This window comes from Streptomyces thioluteus, assembly GCF_039535865.1.
The window spans coordinates 37,011-55,958 of sequence record NZ_BAAAXZ010000079.1; the positions used below are offsets into that span (position 1 = coordinate 37,011).

At 71.3% G+C, this 18,948-nt stretch carries 10 protein-coding genes and 3 pseudogenes; 8 read left to right on the top strand and 5 right to left on the bottom strand.

Annotated elements, in window-relative coordinates; genetic code table 11:
* Positions 1 to 6,233 precede the first annotated feature (6,233 nt).
* The gene (locus ABD794_RS10365; protein WP_344962545.1) at positions 6,234 to 6,521 is read right to left on the bottom strand and encodes a hypothetical protein; all 288 of its coding nucleotides are present in this window, start codon (positions 6,519 to 6,521) and stop codon (positions 6,234 to 6,236) included.
* Between the two features lie 106 nt (positions 6,522 to 6,627).
* On the opposite strand from ABD794_RS10365, the gene ABD794_RS10370 reads away from it, so the two are divergent.
* The 6 genes and pseudogenes from ABD794_RS10370 to ABD794_RS10395 all read left to right on the top strand — a co-directional run bounded on the left by ABD794_RS10370 (position 6,628) and on the right by ABD794_RS10395 (position 13,535).
* Positions 6,628 to 7,023: a hypothetical protein gene (locus ABD794_RS10370; RefSeq protein ID WP_344962547.1), complete on the top strand. Its 396-nt coding sequence runs from the start codon at positions 6,628 to 6,630 to the stop codon at positions 7,021 to 7,023.
* A 1,057-nt stretch (positions 7,024 to 8,080) separates the two neighbouring features.
* Positions 8,081 to 8,914, top strand: a pseudogene (locus ABD794_RS10375) (ATP-binding cassette domain-containing protein); the annotation flags it as partial.
* 897 nt (positions 8,915 to 9,811) lie between these two features.
* Entirely contained in the window at positions 9,812 to 10,111 is a 300-nt protein-coding gene (locus ABD794_RS10380; RefSeq protein ID WP_344962549.1) for a hypothetical protein, read from the top strand.
* Positions 10,112 to 10,180: 69 nt separating this feature from the next.
* Complete coding sequence (locus tag ABD794_RS10385; RefSeq protein WP_425585989.1) at positions 10,181 to 10,993, top strand: sensor histidine kinase; 813 nt, start codon at positions 10,181 to 10,183, stop codon at positions 10,991 to 10,993.
* Positions 10,994 to 11,065: 72 nt separating this feature from the next.
* Positions 11,066 to 11,639 (top strand): annotated as a pseudogene (locus ABD794_RS10390) (response regulator transcription factor).
* A 294-nt stretch (positions 11,640 to 11,933) separates the two neighbouring features.
* A complete protein-coding gene (locus tag ABD794_RS10395; RefSeq protein ID WP_344961949.1) occupies positions 11,934 to 13,535 on the top strand; it encodes an IS1634 family transposase in 1,602 nt (533 codons plus the stop codon).
* A 24-nt stretch (positions 13,536 to 13,559) separates the two neighbouring features.
* Here ABD794_RS10395 and ABD794_RS10400 read toward each other — a convergent pair whose 3' ends face one another.
* Both ABD794_RS10400 and ABD794_RS10405 read right to left on the bottom strand, forming a co-directional pair.
* Entirely contained in the window at positions 13,560 to 14,393 is an 834-nt protein-coding gene (locus tag ABD794_RS10400; RefSeq protein WP_344962551.1) for a transglutaminase family protein, read from the bottom strand.
* A 21-nt stretch (positions 14,394 to 14,414) separates the two neighbouring features.
* Positions 14,415 to 15,404, bottom strand: coding sequence for a GNAT family N-acetyltransferase (locus tag ABD794_RS10405; RefSeq protein ID WP_344962553.1), 990 nt, complete (start codon positions 15,402 to 15,404; stop codon positions 14,415 to 14,417).
* 114 nt (positions 15,405 to 15,518) lie between these two features.
* On the opposite strand from ABD794_RS10405, the pseudogene fdxA reads away from it, so the two are divergent.
* Positions 15,519 to 15,848, top strand: a pseudogene (fdxA, locus tag ABD794_RS10410) (ferredoxin).
* Between the two features lie 116 nt (positions 15,849 to 15,964).
* Positions 15,965 to 17,062: a succinyldiaminopimelate transaminase gene (gene dapC / locus ABD794_RS10415; RefSeq protein WP_344962555.1), complete on the top strand. Its 1,098-nt coding sequence runs from the start codon at positions 15,965 to 15,967 to the stop codon at positions 17,060 to 17,062.
* Between the two features lie 71 nt (positions 17,063 to 17,133).
* Here the strand turns inward: dapC and ABD794_RS10420 are convergent, their stop codons facing one another.
* Entirely contained in the window at positions 17,134 to 17,571 is a 438-nt protein-coding gene (locus tag ABD794_RS10420) for an ATP-binding protein (protein WP_344962557.1), read from the bottom strand.
* A 299-nt stretch (positions 17,572 to 17,870) separates the two neighbouring features.
* Positions 17,871 to 18,803, bottom strand: coding sequence for a VldE C-terminal domain-containing protein (locus ABD794_RS10425; protein WP_344962530.1), 933 nt, complete (start codon positions 18,801 to 18,803; stop codon positions 17,871 to 17,873).
* Positions 18,804 to 18,948 lie beyond the last annotated feature (145 nt).

The following is an 18,948-nucleotide window of genomic DNA, read 5'->3' on the forward strand; positions in this document are numbered from 1 at the left end:
GGAGCAGACTAGCAGCAGGGTGTCCTCGTGGACGACTATGTTGTCCTGCGAGTCATAGTGGGTCGGACCCCCGACTGTAGCGGCGAGCACCTCGTGCGGCGTACTGCCGCGCGATGCGTAGCCAGGCAGCGCAGACGACTGAGCCGCAGGGTTACACGCGCGTCGCGCGGCGTACATCACGTTGTCGACGTACAGAGCCCAGCCGTGGATCAGCACCATAGTGTAGGGTCCAGGTGGCCTCGTCGGCGACGTCACCGTCAACCCCTCGTTACCGTGACGAGGCGAGTTGCGGGTCGTAAACTGTAAACGACGGGTGCTTGCCTCGTACAGGCAACGGACCAGATTAGCGCTCTGGTGTGGATGTGGCGTGCTGTATCAGCCGCCAGTCACGGTCCACACCGGAGGACACGCCACGACGATGCCCGCGCAGTGGACCACGTTCGGACGGTGCGCAGTCTACGTGCGCCAGATGAGCGCGCCACGTAAGGCGTTAACGCGCCGTGTACCTGACACACAGCCGTCGGATGGCGCACCGGTACCAGGTCCAGCGGGCGTACGGCGTCGGCCAGCTGCCGCTCAGATGCCTCGACCTGGTCGTCGAGGGTGTGAGGCTTCGGTGCCGGCGAAGTCCGTCGCGACGACCGCCTTCACCATCCGATATGAGCGTACTGGTGCGGGGTGCCTCACGGCCGTCGCGGCTGACGATCACCGGCCGACAGCCTGCGTCGGCGAACCCCTGCGAGTGTACCGGTTCAGCTGGAGCCTGCTGTCGGCGCGGCACCACGCGGGCGGCCGGGCGGGCGCCAGCTCGTAGGGGATGACCATACTGAGAACGAGCAGCGGGCCAAGTCGCCGTCCCGCGGTAACCCGCTGGTCGGGCAGACGTAGCACGGCGCGCTGGGGATGTGGCGCGCCCTCGCCCTGGGCGAACCGCGGACGGGCCGCGATGCACCTTTGGCGAGTCTCCGCAGGGGGCAGGCACACGGTGGCGACGGGCCTCACGGTCGGTGTCGTCGGTCTCGGTGTAGCACCGTCGACGGGATGAGCACACACACGCTCTCCGTGCGGGTGACACGGTCACCGCCGCGGCCGACACTGAGGACGGTCACGGCGCACGGAACGCACCGCGAGATGCCCGTCCCAGGGCCTGCCGCGAAATCCGTCGGCGCACCCGCTCGTTGAGCGCGAGTAGACATGGGACTCTGGCCGGCCTCAGGGTCCGTGGCGCGTGGCCGGCGGATGCGCGGAGACGAGGAGCGTCGTCGGCGCCACGATGTCGGACCGCCGCGAGACGAAGCAAATCACGGCACCGTTCAGGGCCACGGTCGCCCACACCGAGTGTGCCGCGCCCTAGACGCCCGTCCGTCACCGGACCAGCGACAGACCGTCCAGAAGCGTCACACGCCTGGGCACGCCGCGGGAACAGTTCAAGCCAATCGCGGGTCCTGACTCCGTGATGTGGACGCGCACGGGTGGCGGCGCGGTGGGACGGCTGTTCACCTCCAGGCAGATACCATGGACGTGCGATCTGTTAGGATGTCGCGCGCCTGCACCAGCTCAGCAGAGGCGCGCAGCGCCACGGTAACCGAACAGTGGACGCATGCGCCATAAGGTAGTTAGCGCAGACGGTCCCACACAACTCGTACGTCGAGTGCTGCGCGAGCGGGTGTCATACAGGCCATGCAGGAAGCCAGCGTGTAGCACCTCTCGGCGTTCGGTTAGGCAAAGTCTAGAGTCCCGGTCGGCCGGATAGGCGACTCATCACGGCCGGAGGATGAGCTGCTCGCGCGGATGGGCGGGATGCCAGGCGATCCACACAGCGCTCGAGCTACGGGCCGGTCGGTCCGACTCCCGCAGCTGGCGAGCAGGCTGCTGTCGCCACGTCGCGCGACCGACCAGACAGCACAGCCACAGTGTATTGCCACGGCTCTGATCTCTCTCGGCGGCACGGACGAAACTCGCGCCAGAATACCACCCAGTCACATCCGGAAGAGCGCTTCGGGCCACGGGCACTAATGTATGCCCGGGTCGCCTGGTGCTCGTCTGGGTAGCTCGCGACCACCACGCGCTCTGCAGCGCGTAGCCGTCCGCCAAGTCCTAGGCTGACGTGCCGCCGTCAGGGCGCCGGGGCGAGGTGTCCGCACGGTCCGGGGCACGCGTGAGAGTTCGGCTGGTGGTGCCTGCCGCGCACAGACTCCGCCACGCGTACAGCGGCCGAACCGAACGTCCGACAGCAAACTCGCAAAGTGTTCTGGCAGGTCACTACCGCGTATGCCACCGATGCCTCGCACGAACCCGTCCCGGGCGTGCAGTTTCGCGACTGCGCAGCGGTCTCCTCGGCGGCCACAACGCCTCGCTCCGCACGCCGCCCAGCAGGGCCGTCCGGAGCTCGGACGCCGCGGGACGGTAGTGCAGGCTCGATCGTCGAGGTCGAGCTACCGCACATGCACGTCGGGAGCGGTACGGTGCCGTGAGCGGGAGCGCAGGAAGACGACGCGCGAGACCGTCCGGCGCGCACAGGTGAACGACCGTGGCGCGACCGATGCGAGTAGCGTCATGGTGTCCGCGTGGGCAAGGTACTGGCGAAGTGGAGAGAGTGACACGGGTTTTCTTTTTCGATAGGCGCGAGCCTCAGGCCCTGAGCCGCGGGGGTCGGCGAGAAGTCGCCGTGCGCCCCGGGTTTGACTCTCCCGATGCACCGAGTCACGGGCGCGCGCGAAGTTTGTATGATTCCGCTCACGCGTATAGTGGGTACGTTCTCGCTGACCGCCCGCGTGCCTAACTGGCTGCATGCGCAGCGCCGATCGTCCGTTCTTGCCGATTCGTCCAGTACCTGTCAGTTCGCGTCCGACACAGCTGTACATGGAGGTGAACACGCTGTGCACTCTCCATTCAGCAGGTGAGGTGCTAGCTGGCGATACATCGTCATCCTGCTGATGCGGAAGTCGGGACTGAAGCCGGGCCACCGGGCGCCATCGCTCGGCACCTCCTTGTGTTTCTACCGTCGCAGCTACGACGTGAGCGCCCCGCTCAACCAGTTCACCTCAAGAGCATCACGGCGATGATCGCGCTGGCATCAGCTCGTGACGCCGTGGCCCCTGGTCACGTTACCTAGACGGAGGCGGTGTATTAGCGTCGGGGTTCGCTGTCGTCGCAGGGCGGCTCCCGGCGGAGGCCGCACCCAGGCTCGTAGGCGGGCCCATGCATCTCGACCTCAGGCCGCCGACTGCTCCTGGTGCCACGCGCACCCGGACGGACGAATCGATCGAACAACGGCGCGACCATCGAGGAATCACTAAGTACGCCTCCGAGGTGCAGACGGCGTCACGCTGGATGACGCACCTCGGCGCGACCCATGGAGGGCGACGGTGTGGTGATCCCGCCCGGCCTCGCCATAATGGCCGCCGACCGGGCACGTCCCTCTCATGGGCTGGCCACACGCACGTGCGCAGAACTGGCCGCCGCGAGTGAATGAGCTGGGCGTCACCGACCACCGGTATCCTCGGTCACGGCAGCCGGCAGCTGCTCACCGCGACTCCGGGATGATGGTGCGCCCGCAGAACGCGCGCCCGAACTGCTTCTGGCGGGCCAGACGTCATCGACAGGGACAGCCGCATAGCCTCAGTATGAGGTGATTCAGCGAGGTGCGCCCTGCAGGTACTGGTCACCTACGACCGGACGGCGGCATTTATGGGCACACCCGACCACATACCAGGACGCACCGCGTCGCCGATGACGCGCGGTGGAGCTGCCGCGGAGCCGGCCTTCCGCCGTGGGACGAGTCGCGGGACACCGTACGAGGTCAGCCTAAGGTCTACTGTGAACTGCGTGCTCTCTGTGCTCCGTCGTGGAGGAGGGCCTCGCCCGCTGCGGAGGCGGCCGCGGCGGGACGCCGCCGTGCCGCTGCCCCGCGTCGCCGCCCTCGTGCGACGCGATCCGGGTGGTCGTGCCGACGAGGAGGTGACGGCCGCTCCGCAGACACCAGCTCCCCACGTGGCCAGGCGAAGGCTGGGCGGCGATGCGGTGTGCGCACGCTCACGACAGCTGCGTGGGGGACGCGCACTTCTACGCTCGTTCCTAACGCGCTGAGCCAGACCGATGTGTCGCCGACGAGTACTAGCGGCTCGTCCGCGGCCGGGGCGGGCACGTGCGGACCTGCGTGGCGCGAGGACGACCTCTTCGCGGGCACTGGACTCCGTGCGGGAGGCGTGGACTCCGTGCGGACGGGCACTGGACGCCGTGTGCGGGAGCGGACTCGCTGTGCCGGGAGAGGACGCACGTGTCCCACTGACCGGGACGCACTCACGCGATCGGGGAGGGGAAGCTCGCCGCCACTCTCGAGCGCCTCGTCGTCCTCGCGTTCCTCGCACGGAGGTAGTCGCCGCGTTCGCTGGTGCATAGCGGGGTTGATAGAGTGCACGGGGCGTGTGCTGCTCGCGCTGCTCGGCGTCGTCCAGGTCTCGTGCTCACGGCGGCGCGGTGGTGACCGCGGCGCGGTCCGGGGAGGTGCCTGCGGCCGGCATCGGCTGGAGCTGATCGCGTGCTGCTGCTCTCGCTCAACCGCGAGGGGCCGACTTCCTTCGAGGCCGGGATCGGCTCCTATGTCTTCCTGCTGCGGCGGCATAGGTCATCGCTGCTGATCTGATCGCGCACCCTCGCGAAAAAGCTCGCAACCGGGGCGCCACGTCGACCGACGACTGAATCGGGTGAGACGACTGAAATGTCCGGCGATCTCGCCGGACCTTTTACACTGATGTCGACTCGGCCCGTGAATGATCGCACGCGGAGTACGGTCGCGCTCCGGCTCACCGCGGGGTATGACGGCGGTCGTCAACGTGCGCGCGCCGCGGTGACCCAGTTGAGTACGGGTGCACGCCGCGAGCACCCCTGAACCGTGGGATGGGCGACCACCGTGAGTGGCATGGATAGGGCGCGCGAGAATAACCGGGCACAGAGATCTCGCTTTGAGCCGTGCAATCATGACAGTCCGTCTCAGGGCCGCCAGGGGGCGCGGAGGCTGACGCGTATACCCCTACGCGGGCGGCGCATCGGACGCTGCCACGAAGAGCTCGAGGACAGCGATGATCGACACGGATCCGCCTCAACATCCCGAGGCTCGTGTCCATCCGCCAGGTCTGTCATGCGCGACGTCGTCTCGGTGAGACGCAGGCGAACGACGACGACGGGCAGACGCGCCGACGCGCGTAGAGCGAGTACGGCCCGCGGCAGCGGCGCCCGCACGCGCGGAGATCGGAGCGCCGGCCGAGAAGACCTAGCGATCTGTTCGCGCCCCGCAGAAGTCGTCGGGCGCCTCCGCGACGCAGACGTCCTCGCGCGGCACTCCCACGGTGCGCTAGTCCCGGTAAGCTCGCAGTCCACGGGCGCGCACATGTCCCGTGTCGGCAACCGGACTGGCGGACTGCTCGACGCCGTATCGCGCGCAGCAGGAGACGGGTGCGCCCGGCGCGGTCTCAAGTGGGGTGTACCCAGCGCGTACCTCGGCAGCAGCGACACTCGGGCAGCGCGACCATCGCGTGCGAGGGCACGGCGGAGCACGCTCCGCACCGCCGCTGCCGGGCGACCCGACGACGGTCCTGCGAGAACGGCCGCAGCCGCGAATCTGATGGCAGAGTCCGCTGAACGTTACCGCGGGCTCGGGCGGACAGGGCGGGCGCCCCACTTCTCCGAGCGGACCCGCGTACCCTGGTGGTCCGGCTCAGCACCCGACGCGTGGTCCCGCGGCGAGCCTGCCCGGGCCGCGTACTTGGCCTATGGCACGGCAGTGCCAGGGCCCGGCGGGCGGCCGGCGCGCCCTGAGCCCTAGGCCGGGCGACGCGGCACGAGCGGGGCAGGGGCCGCATCATGGGCGGCCCGCCGATGGGCGGCACTGCGCCGATGCAGGGCGGTCCGATACAGGGTGGCCGATGCGAGGCGGACGCCCGATGATCGGAGGCGCCCCGCCGGCGGAGGCGCCCCGCACTTCCCGCACGACCCCTCCACGACCGGCGCGACGCCGTTCCCGGACGACCCGTTCGCCGGCGCAGACCCCGCCGCGGGGGCGCGCGCCCGTGGCAGGGCGGCCCGGGGACGACGGGCCAGGGCCCCGCCGGGCGGTGGCATGTCGAGACGACGGTGCCAACCCTCTGCCGTGCGGCGGCATGTCGACCACCGGCACCAAACCCCATGCCGGTGGGACATGGCCGCCGGTCTGCCGGCGACCCTCCACCACCGCGTCATGCCTCTTGCCGGCGACCCATTCGCCGCCCCGCAGAGCAGGGCGGCGCGGGCGCGCCCTGGACGGCCGACGCCCTGACCACCGGGGTTCCGCAGAGGCGCCGGCGCACGGGAGCACCCAGCAGTTCCCCGCGCCCGGCGCGGGACAGGGCCAGCAGGGCCACCGGCTGCCGTTCCCCGTCGGCGGTCAGCCCGGCGGCGCTACGGACACCCGCACGCGCGCGCACCCCGGTCGTGCCGCCGCCCGGTCCGGGCGCGCAGCAGGGGAAGAAGGCGCAGCAGGGCAAGAAGAAGGGGCCGAAGGGCGGCCCGCAGGGGGGTGCAGCGGCCGGGTTCCGGTCCTGAAGGCACAGCGCTCCGGCGCCCCGGCCGCGGAAGACGCTGGTCAGCGGGATGCCCCCGGTGCCCGGCTCCGGCGGCGAAGAAGCCGTCGAGCCGGTGCCCCGGCGCGTCGCCGTGCCCAAGCCAAGGCGGGCGGGGCCCGGCCGTTCCCCCGCCGCCGCGGCGCAGGGCGCGCCCTGGCCGGTGTGCCGAAGCCTCCCGCGAAGACGGCCCCGAAGTCCGCGCCAAGGCGGCGCCAAGAAGAAGGGCCGCTCCAAGCTGGTCCTGCTCGCCGGTGCCGTGATCGTCCTGGCCGCGTGGCCTACGCGCCGGCCTGTGATGAAACCACTGGACGTGCGGCAGGGCACCACCGTGCTGGGCGTTCGACATCGGCGGCGCAGCTCCAAGGAGCAGGCCGTGCAGAAGCTCGGACGCCAAGACTCGGCAACCGGGCGAACGCGCCGCTGAAGGTGACGATCGGCGGCAAGCAGTCCAGGCTCAAGCCGTCGGTGGCGGGCCTGTCCATCGACACCCAGGAGACCGTCCGTTCGGTGTCAGGCCGGGACTACAACCCCGTCACCGTCGTCGGCTCGCTCGTCGGCGCAGCCGCAGCGCCGAGCCGACGGGATCGTCGACGAGGAGAAGGTCGCGCCGCGCTCAAGGGCGCTGTCGGGCGAGTCGGCGGGGCCAAGGACGGGACGATCTGTTCAAGCCGGGCAAGCCGTGGCCGTGTACGGCAAGCCGTACCAGGGGATCGACACACGGCAAGGGGTCCAGGCCGTCGCGGACGCGTACCGCGAGCGTGCGAGACGGGCAAGGGAGACGCCGGTCGCACCCTGCCCGTCGCGAGCCAGCAGCCGAAGGTGGACAACACGAGGTCGACCGGGCGATGGAGGAGTTCGCCAAGCCGGCGATGTCGGGCGGGTGACGATCCAGACGGATCCGTTCCGACTCGATCCCGTTCGGTCGGAGCTCTCGCTGCCGAGTCCTGTCGGTCAAGGAGGTCAACGGCAAGCTTGTCGAGAACTACAACCTCGACGTGCTCAGTCCCTCTACGGCACCAAGTTCAACGGGGTGCTCATCGAGCGCGGGGAACGGTACGAAGACGCCGGTCACGCGCAGGACGTCGCGGGCGCCCTCGAGGCAAGGCGCTGCGCGGCAAGACGCCGACGGAGCGCGTGGGCGTCATCAAGACATGACGGGCTGATCCTCGGCCGCAGTGCGAAGGTCCCGTGCGGGTGGCGGCACGGGACCTCTGCCGTACGGGAACGTCTGCCGTACGGAACCCTCTGTCACGCGGGACCTCTGCTCACACGGGACCGCTGTCACACGGACCTCTGTCACGCGGGCATGACATCTGTCATGATCTTCCGACGACGGCCGACACTGCCCGGCCGCGATCAGGTCCGTCACGATGGACCTATGACCATCACCACGACGACGTTCAGGGGGACGGCCGCGCACGGGAGCCGCTCCCGTCGTCAGCTCGCGAACGTCATGCAAGACCTTCGGCACGGTACGGGCCGTGGCCGATCTCGACCTGCACCTCTACCCGGGCGAGACCGTCGCCCTGCTCGCCCCAACGGCGCCGGCAAGTCCTCACACCCTGGATCTGCTGCTCGGCCCTGAGCCGCCCCGACGCCAGGGCGTCGTGAGCTCTTCGCATGCCGCCGCAACAGGCCGTCAGCAGGGCAAGGTGGGCGCCATGCTGCAGAGCGGCGGCCTGATGGAGAGGTGAAGGTCCGCGAACTGGTGCGCCTGGCCTGTGACTTGCACACCCGGGCGTACTCCGCGGAGCAGGTCATGGAGCAGGCGGCATCACCGAGATCAGCCGACGTCTGGTCAACAAGCTCTCCGGCGGCAGGAGCAGCGGTGCGGTTCGACCTCGCGACGGCCGGGGAGAACGAGTCATCGTGCTCGACGAGCCCACCACCGGCATGGATGTGACGGCCCGTCAGACCTTTGGGGTGCGATGCGCCGGCAGGCGGACGCGGGCCGCGCGGTCCTCTTCGCCACCCACTACCTGGAGGAGGCCGACGCGATAGCCGACCGTGTGGTCGTGCTGCACCGCGCCGGGTCTCGCGGACGGTTCCCGCCGCCGAGATCAAGGCGCGGGCCGGGGCCCGCCGGATCGTCTTCGACCTGGACGGCGAGATCCCGGCGGAGCCCTGCGCGGCCTGCGTACTGACCTCCGTCGAGGTCTCCGGCCGCACCGTGCGCATGCAGTCGCGCGACGCCGACGCCACCGTCCACGCGCTCTACGGCTCGGACTCTACCCCGCAACCTGTGAGGTCGCCGGCTGGCGCCTCAGGAGCAGGCGTTCATCGCCATCACCGACGCCGCGGCCAGCCGAGAGTCGGCCTCCTGTAGGCTGACCTCCGACAACCCCCGGAACGCCCTCGACACGCCGAGCCTGATGTATTCGGCCGCGCTTCCGCTAAGGCGAACCCCGATGTAAGACCTGATCATCTCGAATCGCCCGCACCCTGCACGCCAACAAGAATTGCATCGCTTTTCTCGTGCTCTACCCGGCCGCGCTGGTAAACCTGCCTCGATCCCGAGGCCCGGCTCCAAGGACACCGACAAGAGATCGGTGAACACGGGCTGACCTTCCCGTCATCTAACATGGTCCTCCATGGCCACCTTCCGGCGCCATCACCTCCGTTCCTCATCGGCCAACGCCGAGGCGGTAGGCCCAGAGCGCGAGAGGTGAGGTGCCGCCAGCTGCCCTGACCGGGGCGCTGCCGGGCCGCGGCTTATGTGACGGCGAAGGTCGCCTCGGCCGCCCGTGGTGTTCGCATGGGCCGTCCATCCTGGTCTCTTCTTCTCGCCGCTGGCTGCGCCCTAGGCGCGATCCCGGCTCGACGCCTGGCAGTATGGGCTGCCTGGCCGCCCGTGATCTGGCCGGCACGCTGCAGTCTCGCGGCCGCTCGGACGTGTCCATCGGCTTACCTGGCCACGGCGACGCGTGCGCCACGTCATGGTCGTCTACTTCGGCCTGTCGATGCTCGGGGGTCTGTGGATGCCGACCGCCGCTTCCCCGAGTGGCTCCAGAAGATCGCGGAGTACGTCCCCCGCACGCCTACGCCGGTCCTTGGGCCAGGCCATCGGAGCGCGCGGTGCTACGCCCCCGGGGCGAAGGCGTCACCTCCTCGTCGTCCTAAAAACCTTTCCTCTTACGGCGGGCGCCGCGGCCTGGCTGTAACGCGGGACAACCACAGAACTGAGGACGGAGGGCCATGGGGACGGACGACGCGTGGACAACGCCGTGGACAACGGCTACATCATGACGGCAGGCATCCGAGAACCGCCGGCAGGTCGTGGCCCAAGGCGTGCTTGGACGTCCTCTGGCTCCACCTATCTCTTCTACGCGGTGGCCGACCTGATGAGTCGGGCGGCACTCGACGTGCACGGCCCTCGTGCTGGGGCGGGGCTCGATCGCTTCGTGGCTGGGTGTATATGTTCCCTGCTCTTCGGCCCGCGCCCGCGCCACCGGGTGCCGGCGACCGCCAGATCGCGCCTGCTGGCCGGTCTGTACGCCCCTCAGCCGTGCTGAATTTAGTGTCGACGCTGGGGCGAGCATGGCTGACGCTGCTGGTGTAAGCTCTCCATCTCCAGCGCGGTGATGCTGCTCGGCCCAAGTGGGCGGGCCCGGGTCATCCCGGCGGTCGCCGTCACCGCCCTCGGCCTGGGCGCGCTCAGGGACGCGGCCGACTCCGGGCTGGTCCTGGTCGTCACCGCCATCCTGCTCGGCGGCGCGGCCATGACGGCCGTCGTCCAGATGGGCCGCACCATGCGCGAGCTGCGCGAGGCGCGGGCCACGGTCGCCCACCTCGCGGCGAACGAGGAGCGGTTGCGCCTCGCCCGTGACCTGCACGACCTGCTGGGGCACTCGCTCTCCCTCATCACGCTCAAGAGCGAGCTGGCCGGCCGGATGCTCCCCGACCACCCCGAGCAGGCGGCCCGTCAGGTCGCCGACATCGAGCGGGTCGGCCGGCAGGCGCTGGTCGACGTCCGGGAGGCCGTCAGCGGCTTCCGCCGGCCCACGCTCGACGGCGAACTGGCCGGTGCCCGCACCGCACTGGCCGCCGCGGGCGTCACCGCCGACCTGGGCGGTGCGGCCGGCCGCCACCCGGACCTCGGGCCGGACGCGGAGGGGGCGCTCGCCTGGGCGCTGCGCGAGGCCGTCACCAACATCGTCCGGCACAGCGGCGCGAGCCGGTGCGAGATCGCGCTGTCGGAGGCCGACGACGAGCTCTGCCTGACCGTCAGCGACGACGGCCGTGGCCCCGAGGGGCCCCACGGCAACGGCCTGACGGGCCTGACCGAACGGATGGCCCTCGCGGACGGCCGCCTGGTGACCGGCCGGGCGCCGGGAGGCGGCTTCCGGCTGCGGGCGTACGTGCCGCTGAGCCGCCGCACGGAATCGGTGGCGTAGCCGGTCAGGACCTACCCTGATGCGGTGACGACGACCAACATCATTCGCGTTCTCCTCGCCGAGGACCAGTCCATGGTCCGCGAGGCCCTGGCCGCGCTGCTCGGCCTCGAACCGGACATCGAGGTCGTCGCCCAGGTCGCCCGAGGGGACGAGGTGGTGGACGCGGCGCGCGCGGCCGGTGTGAACGTCGCGCTGCTCGACATCGAGATGCCCGGGCTGACGGGGCTGGACGCGGCGGGGCTGCTCGGCCGCGAACTCCCCGGCGTGAAGGTCGTCATCCTCACGACCTTCGGCCGCCCCGGCTATCTGCGCCGCGCGATGGAGGCCGGGGGCCTCCGCCTTCCTGGTCAAGGACGCGCCGGCGGCCCAACTGGCGGACGCGGTGCGGAGGGTGCTCCGCGGGGAGCGGGTCATCGACCCGACGCTGGCGGCGGCGGCCCTGGCGGAAGGAGCGAGTCCGCTGACGGAGCGGGAGCGGGCGGTGCTGCGGGCGTCGGCGGACGGTTCGACGAACGCGGAGGTCGCGCGGGCGTTGTGCCTCTCGCCCGGGACGGTCCGGAACTATCTGTCCACGGTCATCCAGAAGACGGGGGCGCGGAACAGGGCGGAGGCGGTCCGCATAGCGCGGGAGAAGGGGTGGTTGTGAGTTTGCCCCTGGCCCGCCCTTTCGCCGTTTCCGCAGCAGCACGCTGCGCGCGCTGTCCTCAAACGCCGGACGGGCTATTCAGCCCGTCCGGCGTTTGAGGACGAACGCGGCGCAGCCGCGTTGCCCACGCGGAGCGCCCTAGTCCCGAACTTCGCGGGTCGTTGATTCGTATGGTGTGACCGGTCCGGGAGTGTCCCGGGCCGGTTGTATCGCGTTGGTCCGGATGTGTCGATGACTTCCCGGTCCCCGCGGCCACGGTCTCAGCGTCAGCGCCTTGAAGTTGTGGTGACGTCCGTGGTGGAAAAGCGTCTGGGCGCTCTGCCTGTCGCTGCCGAGTTTCTGCGCCGGCTGGATGTCGCCGGGGTCGTCGATGAGGTGTGTCCAGGCGGTGCGAGCGCACATCTGACGCACGGGCAGGTCATCGAGGCGCTGGTGGCCAACCGGCTGACCTCGCCCGCACCACTGGTGCGGGTCGGGGACTGGGCCCGCACCTGGGCGGTGGAGGAAGTCTTCGGCATCACGCCGGACCTCCTCAACGACGACCGCCTGGCCCGCGCGCTGGACGCGATCGCTCCGAAGCTGGAGGTCATCGCGGGCACGGTCGGGGCTCGGGCGATCACCGAGTTCGGGATCGACGTCTCGCGGCTGCACTGGGACATGACCAGCATGTCCGTCCACGGCGCCTTCCCTGCCGAGGACCAGGACGAGCGGTACCCGCTCATCGCCTGCAACGGGCATCCCAAGGACCGGCGCCTGGATTTGAAACAGGTCCAGGCCGGGCTCGCTGTGTCCGCCGACGGCGGTATCCCCGTCCACTCCCGGGTCTTCGACGGCGCCGCGGCCGAGGTCAGCCAGGTCGTCGGAGCGATGAAGGACCTGCGGGCGATGGCCGGCACCAACACCTTTCTGATGGTCGCCGACTCCAAGCTGGTGTCCTACCCCAACATCACCGCCCTGCTTCAGGCCGGGGTGGAGTTCATCGCGCCCGTCCCGGCCGCGCAGATCAAGGACGAGGTCTACGCGGCCCTGGACCCTGAGCGGGCCGAGCCCGTCGACTGGGTGCCCGGGCGGGACGAGAGGAAACCCGAGGCGGAACGGGAGACCTACCGGGTCCTGGAGGACACCCACACGCTGACCGGCCGCCGCAAGAGCGACCCGGCGCTCACGGTGCGCCGGATCCTGGTCCATTCCACCGCGGTTGCGGCCGGCCAGCGGGCGGCCCGGGCCAAACGACTGGCCAAGGCCGCCGAAGACCTCGACAAGCTCACCGCCGCAGCGGGCGGACGGCACTACAAGACCCGGGAGAAGATCGTCGCCCGGATCGGTGTCGTCACGGCCAAACGCCGCGTCACCTCCTGCCTGCGCTGGCAGATCACCGAGGACGAGCACGGCACCCCCGGTCTTGCCTGGCACTTCGACCAGGACGTGCTGGAGGCCGAGGCAGCCGTCGACGGCTGGTACGCGCTCATCACCAGCGTCCCGACCGAGAAGGCCGGCCCGGCCCGGGTACTGATCCATTACAAGGGCCAGGGCGCAGTCGAACGGCGTTACCACGACTTCAAGGGCCCCCTCGCGGTCGCACCGGTCTTCGTGCAGCACAACCGGCGCGTCGCCGCGCTGATCCAGGTGATCTGCCTGGCCCTGCTGGTCTTCTGCCTGATCGAGCGACAGGTCAGACGCGCTCTGGGCCCCGACGAGACCATGGCCGGCCTCTACCCGGACAACCGCCGCGTCCGCCCCACCGGCCGGATGATCCTCTACCACCTCGGCGAACTCACCCTGCGGATCGGCAACGTCACCGACCCGCCAACCGTCCAGATCAACCGCGGCGTCCAACTCCACCTCCTCGACCTACTCGACACCGACATCGCACAAACCCGCTGGCCACAGACCTAAATCAGCGACCCGCGAAGTACGGGCCTAGTTCAGCAACGCCCGCGCCGCCCGCGCCTGGTGGCGCACCGTCTCCGCCGTGTCCGGCTCCACCGGCGCGATGACCTCCGCGTACTCCTCCAGCTCCCGCGCCCCCCGCGCGAACTCCCCGCGCTCCACGAGCAGCTCCGCCCGCTCGTAGCGCAACCGTGCCGGATGGCTCGGCAGGAGCAGGGACAGCTCGACGGCCCAGAGCTGCACCCCGCTCCGCTCGGGCCGCGCGGCGGCCCAGGCGCGGATGTTGTTGAGGACGCGCAGCACGATCTCCAGCGGTTCCGCGGGGGAGAACGCCGCCGCCGACAGCGGCGTGCCGGTCGCGCCGGCGACCAGGAGACCGGCCTCCTCCTCGGAGATCGTCCGGCCGCCGTCGAAGGGGTCGGCGAGCGCGTGCTGCCCGTACGGGTCGCCGAAGCCGACGACGAAGTGGCCGGGCAGGGCCACCCCGTAGGCGGGGGCCCCGGCCCGCCGGGCCACCTCCAGCCACACCACCGACAGCAGGATCGGCAGCCCCCGCCGGCGCCGCAGGACCTCGTCGAGCAGCGAGGACTCCAGCCGCCGGTAGTCGGCGGGCGCGCCGCGGAAGCCGTACCGCACGCCGAGCAGGTCGGCCAGTGCCTCGGCCCACAGCCGCGGCGCCGCGTGCCGGCCGAGCGCGGGCAGCTGCCCGGCGAGGTCGTCGAGCTCGATCTGCACGGCGTCGAAGCCCCGCTCGTCCAGCCCGGGATCCGCCTCGGCGGCGATCAGCAGGCACAGCAGCGCCAGGTCGGGCCGTTCCTCGCGGGCCTCCTCGGCGAACCGGCGCCGGCCGGTGGTGTCGGTCATGCCTCTATGGTGCGACGGCGCTCAACGTCCTGGCTCGCGACGGTAGTGATAGGCGTGGTGCGTGGTGAAGCCGAGCTGTTCGTAGAGCGCGTCCGCGCCCGTGTTGTCCCGCTCGACCTGGAGGTACGCGGCCGAGGCGCCCTCGTCCAGGGCCTGCCGGGCCAGCCGGGCCATCAGCAGCGTCGCCAGCCCCTGCCGGCGGTGCTCCGGGCCGACCTCCAGCGCGGCGAAGCCGGCCCACCGGCCGTCGATCACGCACCGGGCTATGGCCGTGGCCCCGGGCACGCGCGCGAACCACACCGACGGCCCGCCCGTCAGGACGGCCCGCGCCGCGGTCGCGTTCTCCGCGGTCCGCCCGTACGCGTCGAGCCAGGCGTCGTCGGGCTCCCGGCTCAGCAGCACCCGGTCCGTGTCGGCGTCCGTGTCGGCGATCGGGGCCAGCGCGGCCGTCCGCATCAGGGCGGCCCGCTCCTCGGTCCAGCCGCGGGCGGCCAGCTCGTCGTCCAGCCGCCGGTCCGCCGTCGGGTCGCCGGTGGTGACCTGGACCCGCGCGGGCAGCCCGCGCTCCGCGTACCAGGCGGTGACCCGGTCCAGCGCGGCCGGCAGCGGCAGCCCGGAATCGCCCAGCGGCAGGACCGAGTTGGCGCGGGCGGTGAAGCCGCCGGCGGCCCGGAGCGTCCAGCCGCCCAGCCTGCCGGTCTCCGGAGCGGGCCAGCCGCGGGAGGCCGTCTCCTGGAGCTCGCGCACGCCGGCGGCGGGCCCGCGGCGCCGGGCGGGGGTCATCGGCACGACCTTGCCCGCGACCACCGCGTCCTCCGCGATCCGTACGGTCTCCCCGTTGCGGCGTGTGACGCACAGCACGCCGTCCGCCCAGGAGTCGAGGATCCCGACCGTGTCGGTGAACCGTTCGGGGGACCGCGTACGGTCGTTGAGGGCGCGAATTGACACCCTCTTCCCCACATCACCGGAGTTAATCCGGATCTCCAGCCGCCCGCCCGTGGTGAATTCCACAGCTCTCCCTGCCCCTCCTGTTCGTCAAGTGCTCCGGAACGGAGATACTAGGTGTGGGCATCGACGACGCCGCGCTCCCGCGCAAGATGACCCCTACCGAGGAGGAACGACAGCGTGACCTACGTCATCGCGCAGCCTTGTGTCGACTTGAAGGACAAGGCGTGCATCGAGGAGTGCCCCGTCGACTGCATCTACGAGGGCTCCCGGTCCTTGTACATCCACCCGGACGAATGCGTTCGACTGCGGTGCCTGTGAGCCGGTCTGCCCGGTCGAGCGATCTTCTACGAGGACGACACCCCGGACGAGTGGAAGGACTACTACAAGGCGAACGTCGAGTTCTTCGACGAGCTCGGCTCGCCCGGTGGCGCTTCCAAGCTCGGGCTGATCGAGCGCGACCACCCCTTCATCGCCGAGCTGCCTCCGCAGAACCAGGACCACCAGTGAGCTGCCGCTAGGCACCGCACCCGGCCCCGTACAGCCTCGCCGCCCGTACGGGGCCGCGGCATTCCCGCCCCCCGCCCCTACCGGACCCCCCCGTGCAAGAGAGCGAGCCGTCCAGCGTGAGCGCAGTCTCCTCCCGTCTCCCCGTCTTTCCCTGGGACCGCCTGGAGCCCTACAAGGCCACCGCAGCCGCCCACCCGGACGGCATCGTCGACCTCTCCGTCGGCACCCCGGTGGATCCCGTGCCCGCGCTCGTCCGGCGTGCCCTGGCCGACGCCGCCGACAGCCCCGGCTACCCCACGGTGTGGGGCACGCCCGCGCTGCGCGACGCCCTCACCGGCTGGGTGGAGCGCCGGCTGGGCGCCAAGGGCGTCGAGCACACCAACGTGCTGCCCGTCGTCGGCTCCAAGGAGCTGGTGGCCTGGCTGCCCACCCAGCTCGGGCTGGGCCCCGGCGACAAGGTCGCCTACCCGCGCCTCGCCTACCCGACCTACGAGGTCGGCGCCCGCCTCGCCGGCACCGAGCCCGTCGTCTACGACGAGCCGACCGACCTCGACCCCACGGGCCTCAAGCTGCTCTGGCTCAACTCCCCGTCGAACCCGACCGGTCGCGTCCTGTCCGCCGAGGAGCTGCGGCGCACCGTCGCCTGGGCGCGCGAGCACGGCGTCCTCGTCTTCAGCGACGAGTGCTACCTGGAACTGGGCTGGGAGACCGAGCCCGTCTCGGTGCTCCACCCGGACGTCTGCGGCGGCTCGTTCGAGGGGATCGTCGCCGTCCACTCGCTGTCCAAGCGCTCCAACCTGGCGGGCTACCGCGCTGCGTTCCTCGCCGGTGACGCCGCCGTCCTGGGCGAGCTGCTCCAGATCCGCAAGCACGGCGGCATGATGGTCGCCGCCCCGGTGCAGGCGGCCACCGTGGCCGCCCTCGGCGACACCGCGCACGTCACCGAGCAGCGCGCCCGCTACGCCCACCGCCGGGCCGCGCTGCGGGCGGCCTTCGAGGGCGCCGGCTTCCGCATCGAGCACAGCGAGGCGTCGCTGTACCTGTGGGCCACGCGGGACGAGCCGTGCTGGGACACCGTCGGCGCGCTGGCCGAGCTCGGCATCCTCGTCGCGCCGGGCGACTTCTACGGCGCCGCGGGCGACCGCTTCGTGCGGATCGCCTTCACCGCCACCGACGAGCGGGTGGAGGCGGCGGTCCGGCGCCTGGCCCGCTAGGCGTACGCGAGGGCCCGGGAGGATCTCCTCCCGGGCCCTCGCACGCCGGGCTGCTGCGGTGGACCGCCGGTTCAGCCGCCGAGGTTCGGCAGCGCCTTGGTGACGTTGCCGGCCGGCAGGCTGTCGGTGGGCAGGCCCTTGCCGCCGCTCTTGGCCACACCCTGCGCGGCGCCGCCGACCGTGTGGCCCGCCTGGCCCGCGAGCTGGCCCGTGGTGTGCTGGGTGGTCTGCACGGCGCTCTTGGTGGCCTTGCCCGTGGCGTGCAGCGCCTGGCCGGTGGCGTCCACGGCCTTGTGCCCGGTGTCCATCGTCATCGCGCCGGCCTGGTGGGAGACCGCGTCGACCTTGTTGCCCAGCTGCGCGCCGTCCGCCATGCTCACCGCGCCGAGGGCGTCGGGGGCCTTGAGGGCGTCCGCGTTGGCCGCACCGGCGGCGCCGACCGCGGAGGCGGCGCCCGCCGCGACGAGGAGGGCGGCCTGGGCGATCCGGCGCGTGAGGGGGAGGGACATGTTGCTCCTTCGACGGAGGTGAAGTCGGTTGCTGTCCGGCGTGCGGACGCTGTGACTACCGCCCGAGCCCGAGGAAGGTTGCGGTGCCCCAATGTAAAGAGTTGGCAATGCGTCGCATGATCCGATCTATGAACAATCGGGTGAACCGGACCGGCGGTTGAGGCGCCGGAAAAGCCGACAACCCTTTGTTCATCAGGGATGCCGTGATGGTTCGGGGGATCGGGGTGCGGTGCCGTCCCAGGGGCCACACGCGGCAACCTCCGGTTCCGGCGGATGCCCCGGGAGGGGGTGCCGTCGTACTACTGAGCGGTCGTGATCCGCACCGCGACCGGGCCCTCGTCGGTCTGGCCCGCACCCCGCCGCCAGCCGTCCCGCGAGTTCTCCGCGGTCCACACCCGGCCGTCGAAGGAGACGCGCTCGACGCGCAGTTCGGCGGCGTGCGCCACGGCCCAGGAGGCCAGCTCCCAGCCGCGCCGCCGCGGCCCGTTGTCCGTCGCCGTGGTGGGCACCGGACGGGGCGGGACGGAGACGGTGCGGGGCGACGCGTCGCCCTTCTTCCCGCTCTTCCCGCCGCCGGACACCCCGGTGGCCGGCAGGACGGACGGGCCGAAGTCCCGCCGCAGCCCGGCCCGTACGGCCGCCGGATCCCCGGGCTTGCCGTCGCTCGGGCTGGTCGAACAGCTGAACGCGGCAGGCGCCCGCCCGCTCAGCGCCGCCGCGAGCAACGACGCTCCCGGCTCGTGCTTCGCGTACGCCTGCGGGAAGCCGCTGCGCTGCACCCGCTGGGCCGCGACCGTCAACGGAAGCCGCGAATATCCCGGCACCCGGACGAGGTGGTCGTAGAACGCGCCCGCCGCGTACACCGGATCGGTGATCTGCCGGGCGGTGCCCCAGCCCTGGGTCGGCCGCTGCTGGAAGAGGCCCAGCGAATCGCGGTCGCCGTGGTGGATGTTGCGCAGCCCCGACTCCTGCATCGCGGTCGCCAGGGCGATGGTCACCGCCCGCTCGGGCAGCCCGCGCGAGGTGCCCACGGCGGTGATCGTCGAGGCGTTCCCCGCCTGTTCGGGATCGAGCGAGTACGACTCCCCGTCCGCGCTCGCCGTACAGCGCGGGGCTCCCGGACCACCCGTGACGAAGTACGCGACCAGGTAGCCGATCAGCGCCAGCAGCACGGCACAGGCGGCCCCGATGCGCAGCAGCCGCCCGCGGCGGACAGGGAAGATCGGGGACATGCGCCCACGTTACTTGACGGAGCGGACGGACTGCCGTTCCCCGACCGGGCGCCGGTTCGGGGCGTTCGCACGGACGGGGGCCGGTGTCGGAGGCAGGGGTTAAAGTCGCCTGTATGGAGCATGCCGCACTCGACCTGTCCCTCGA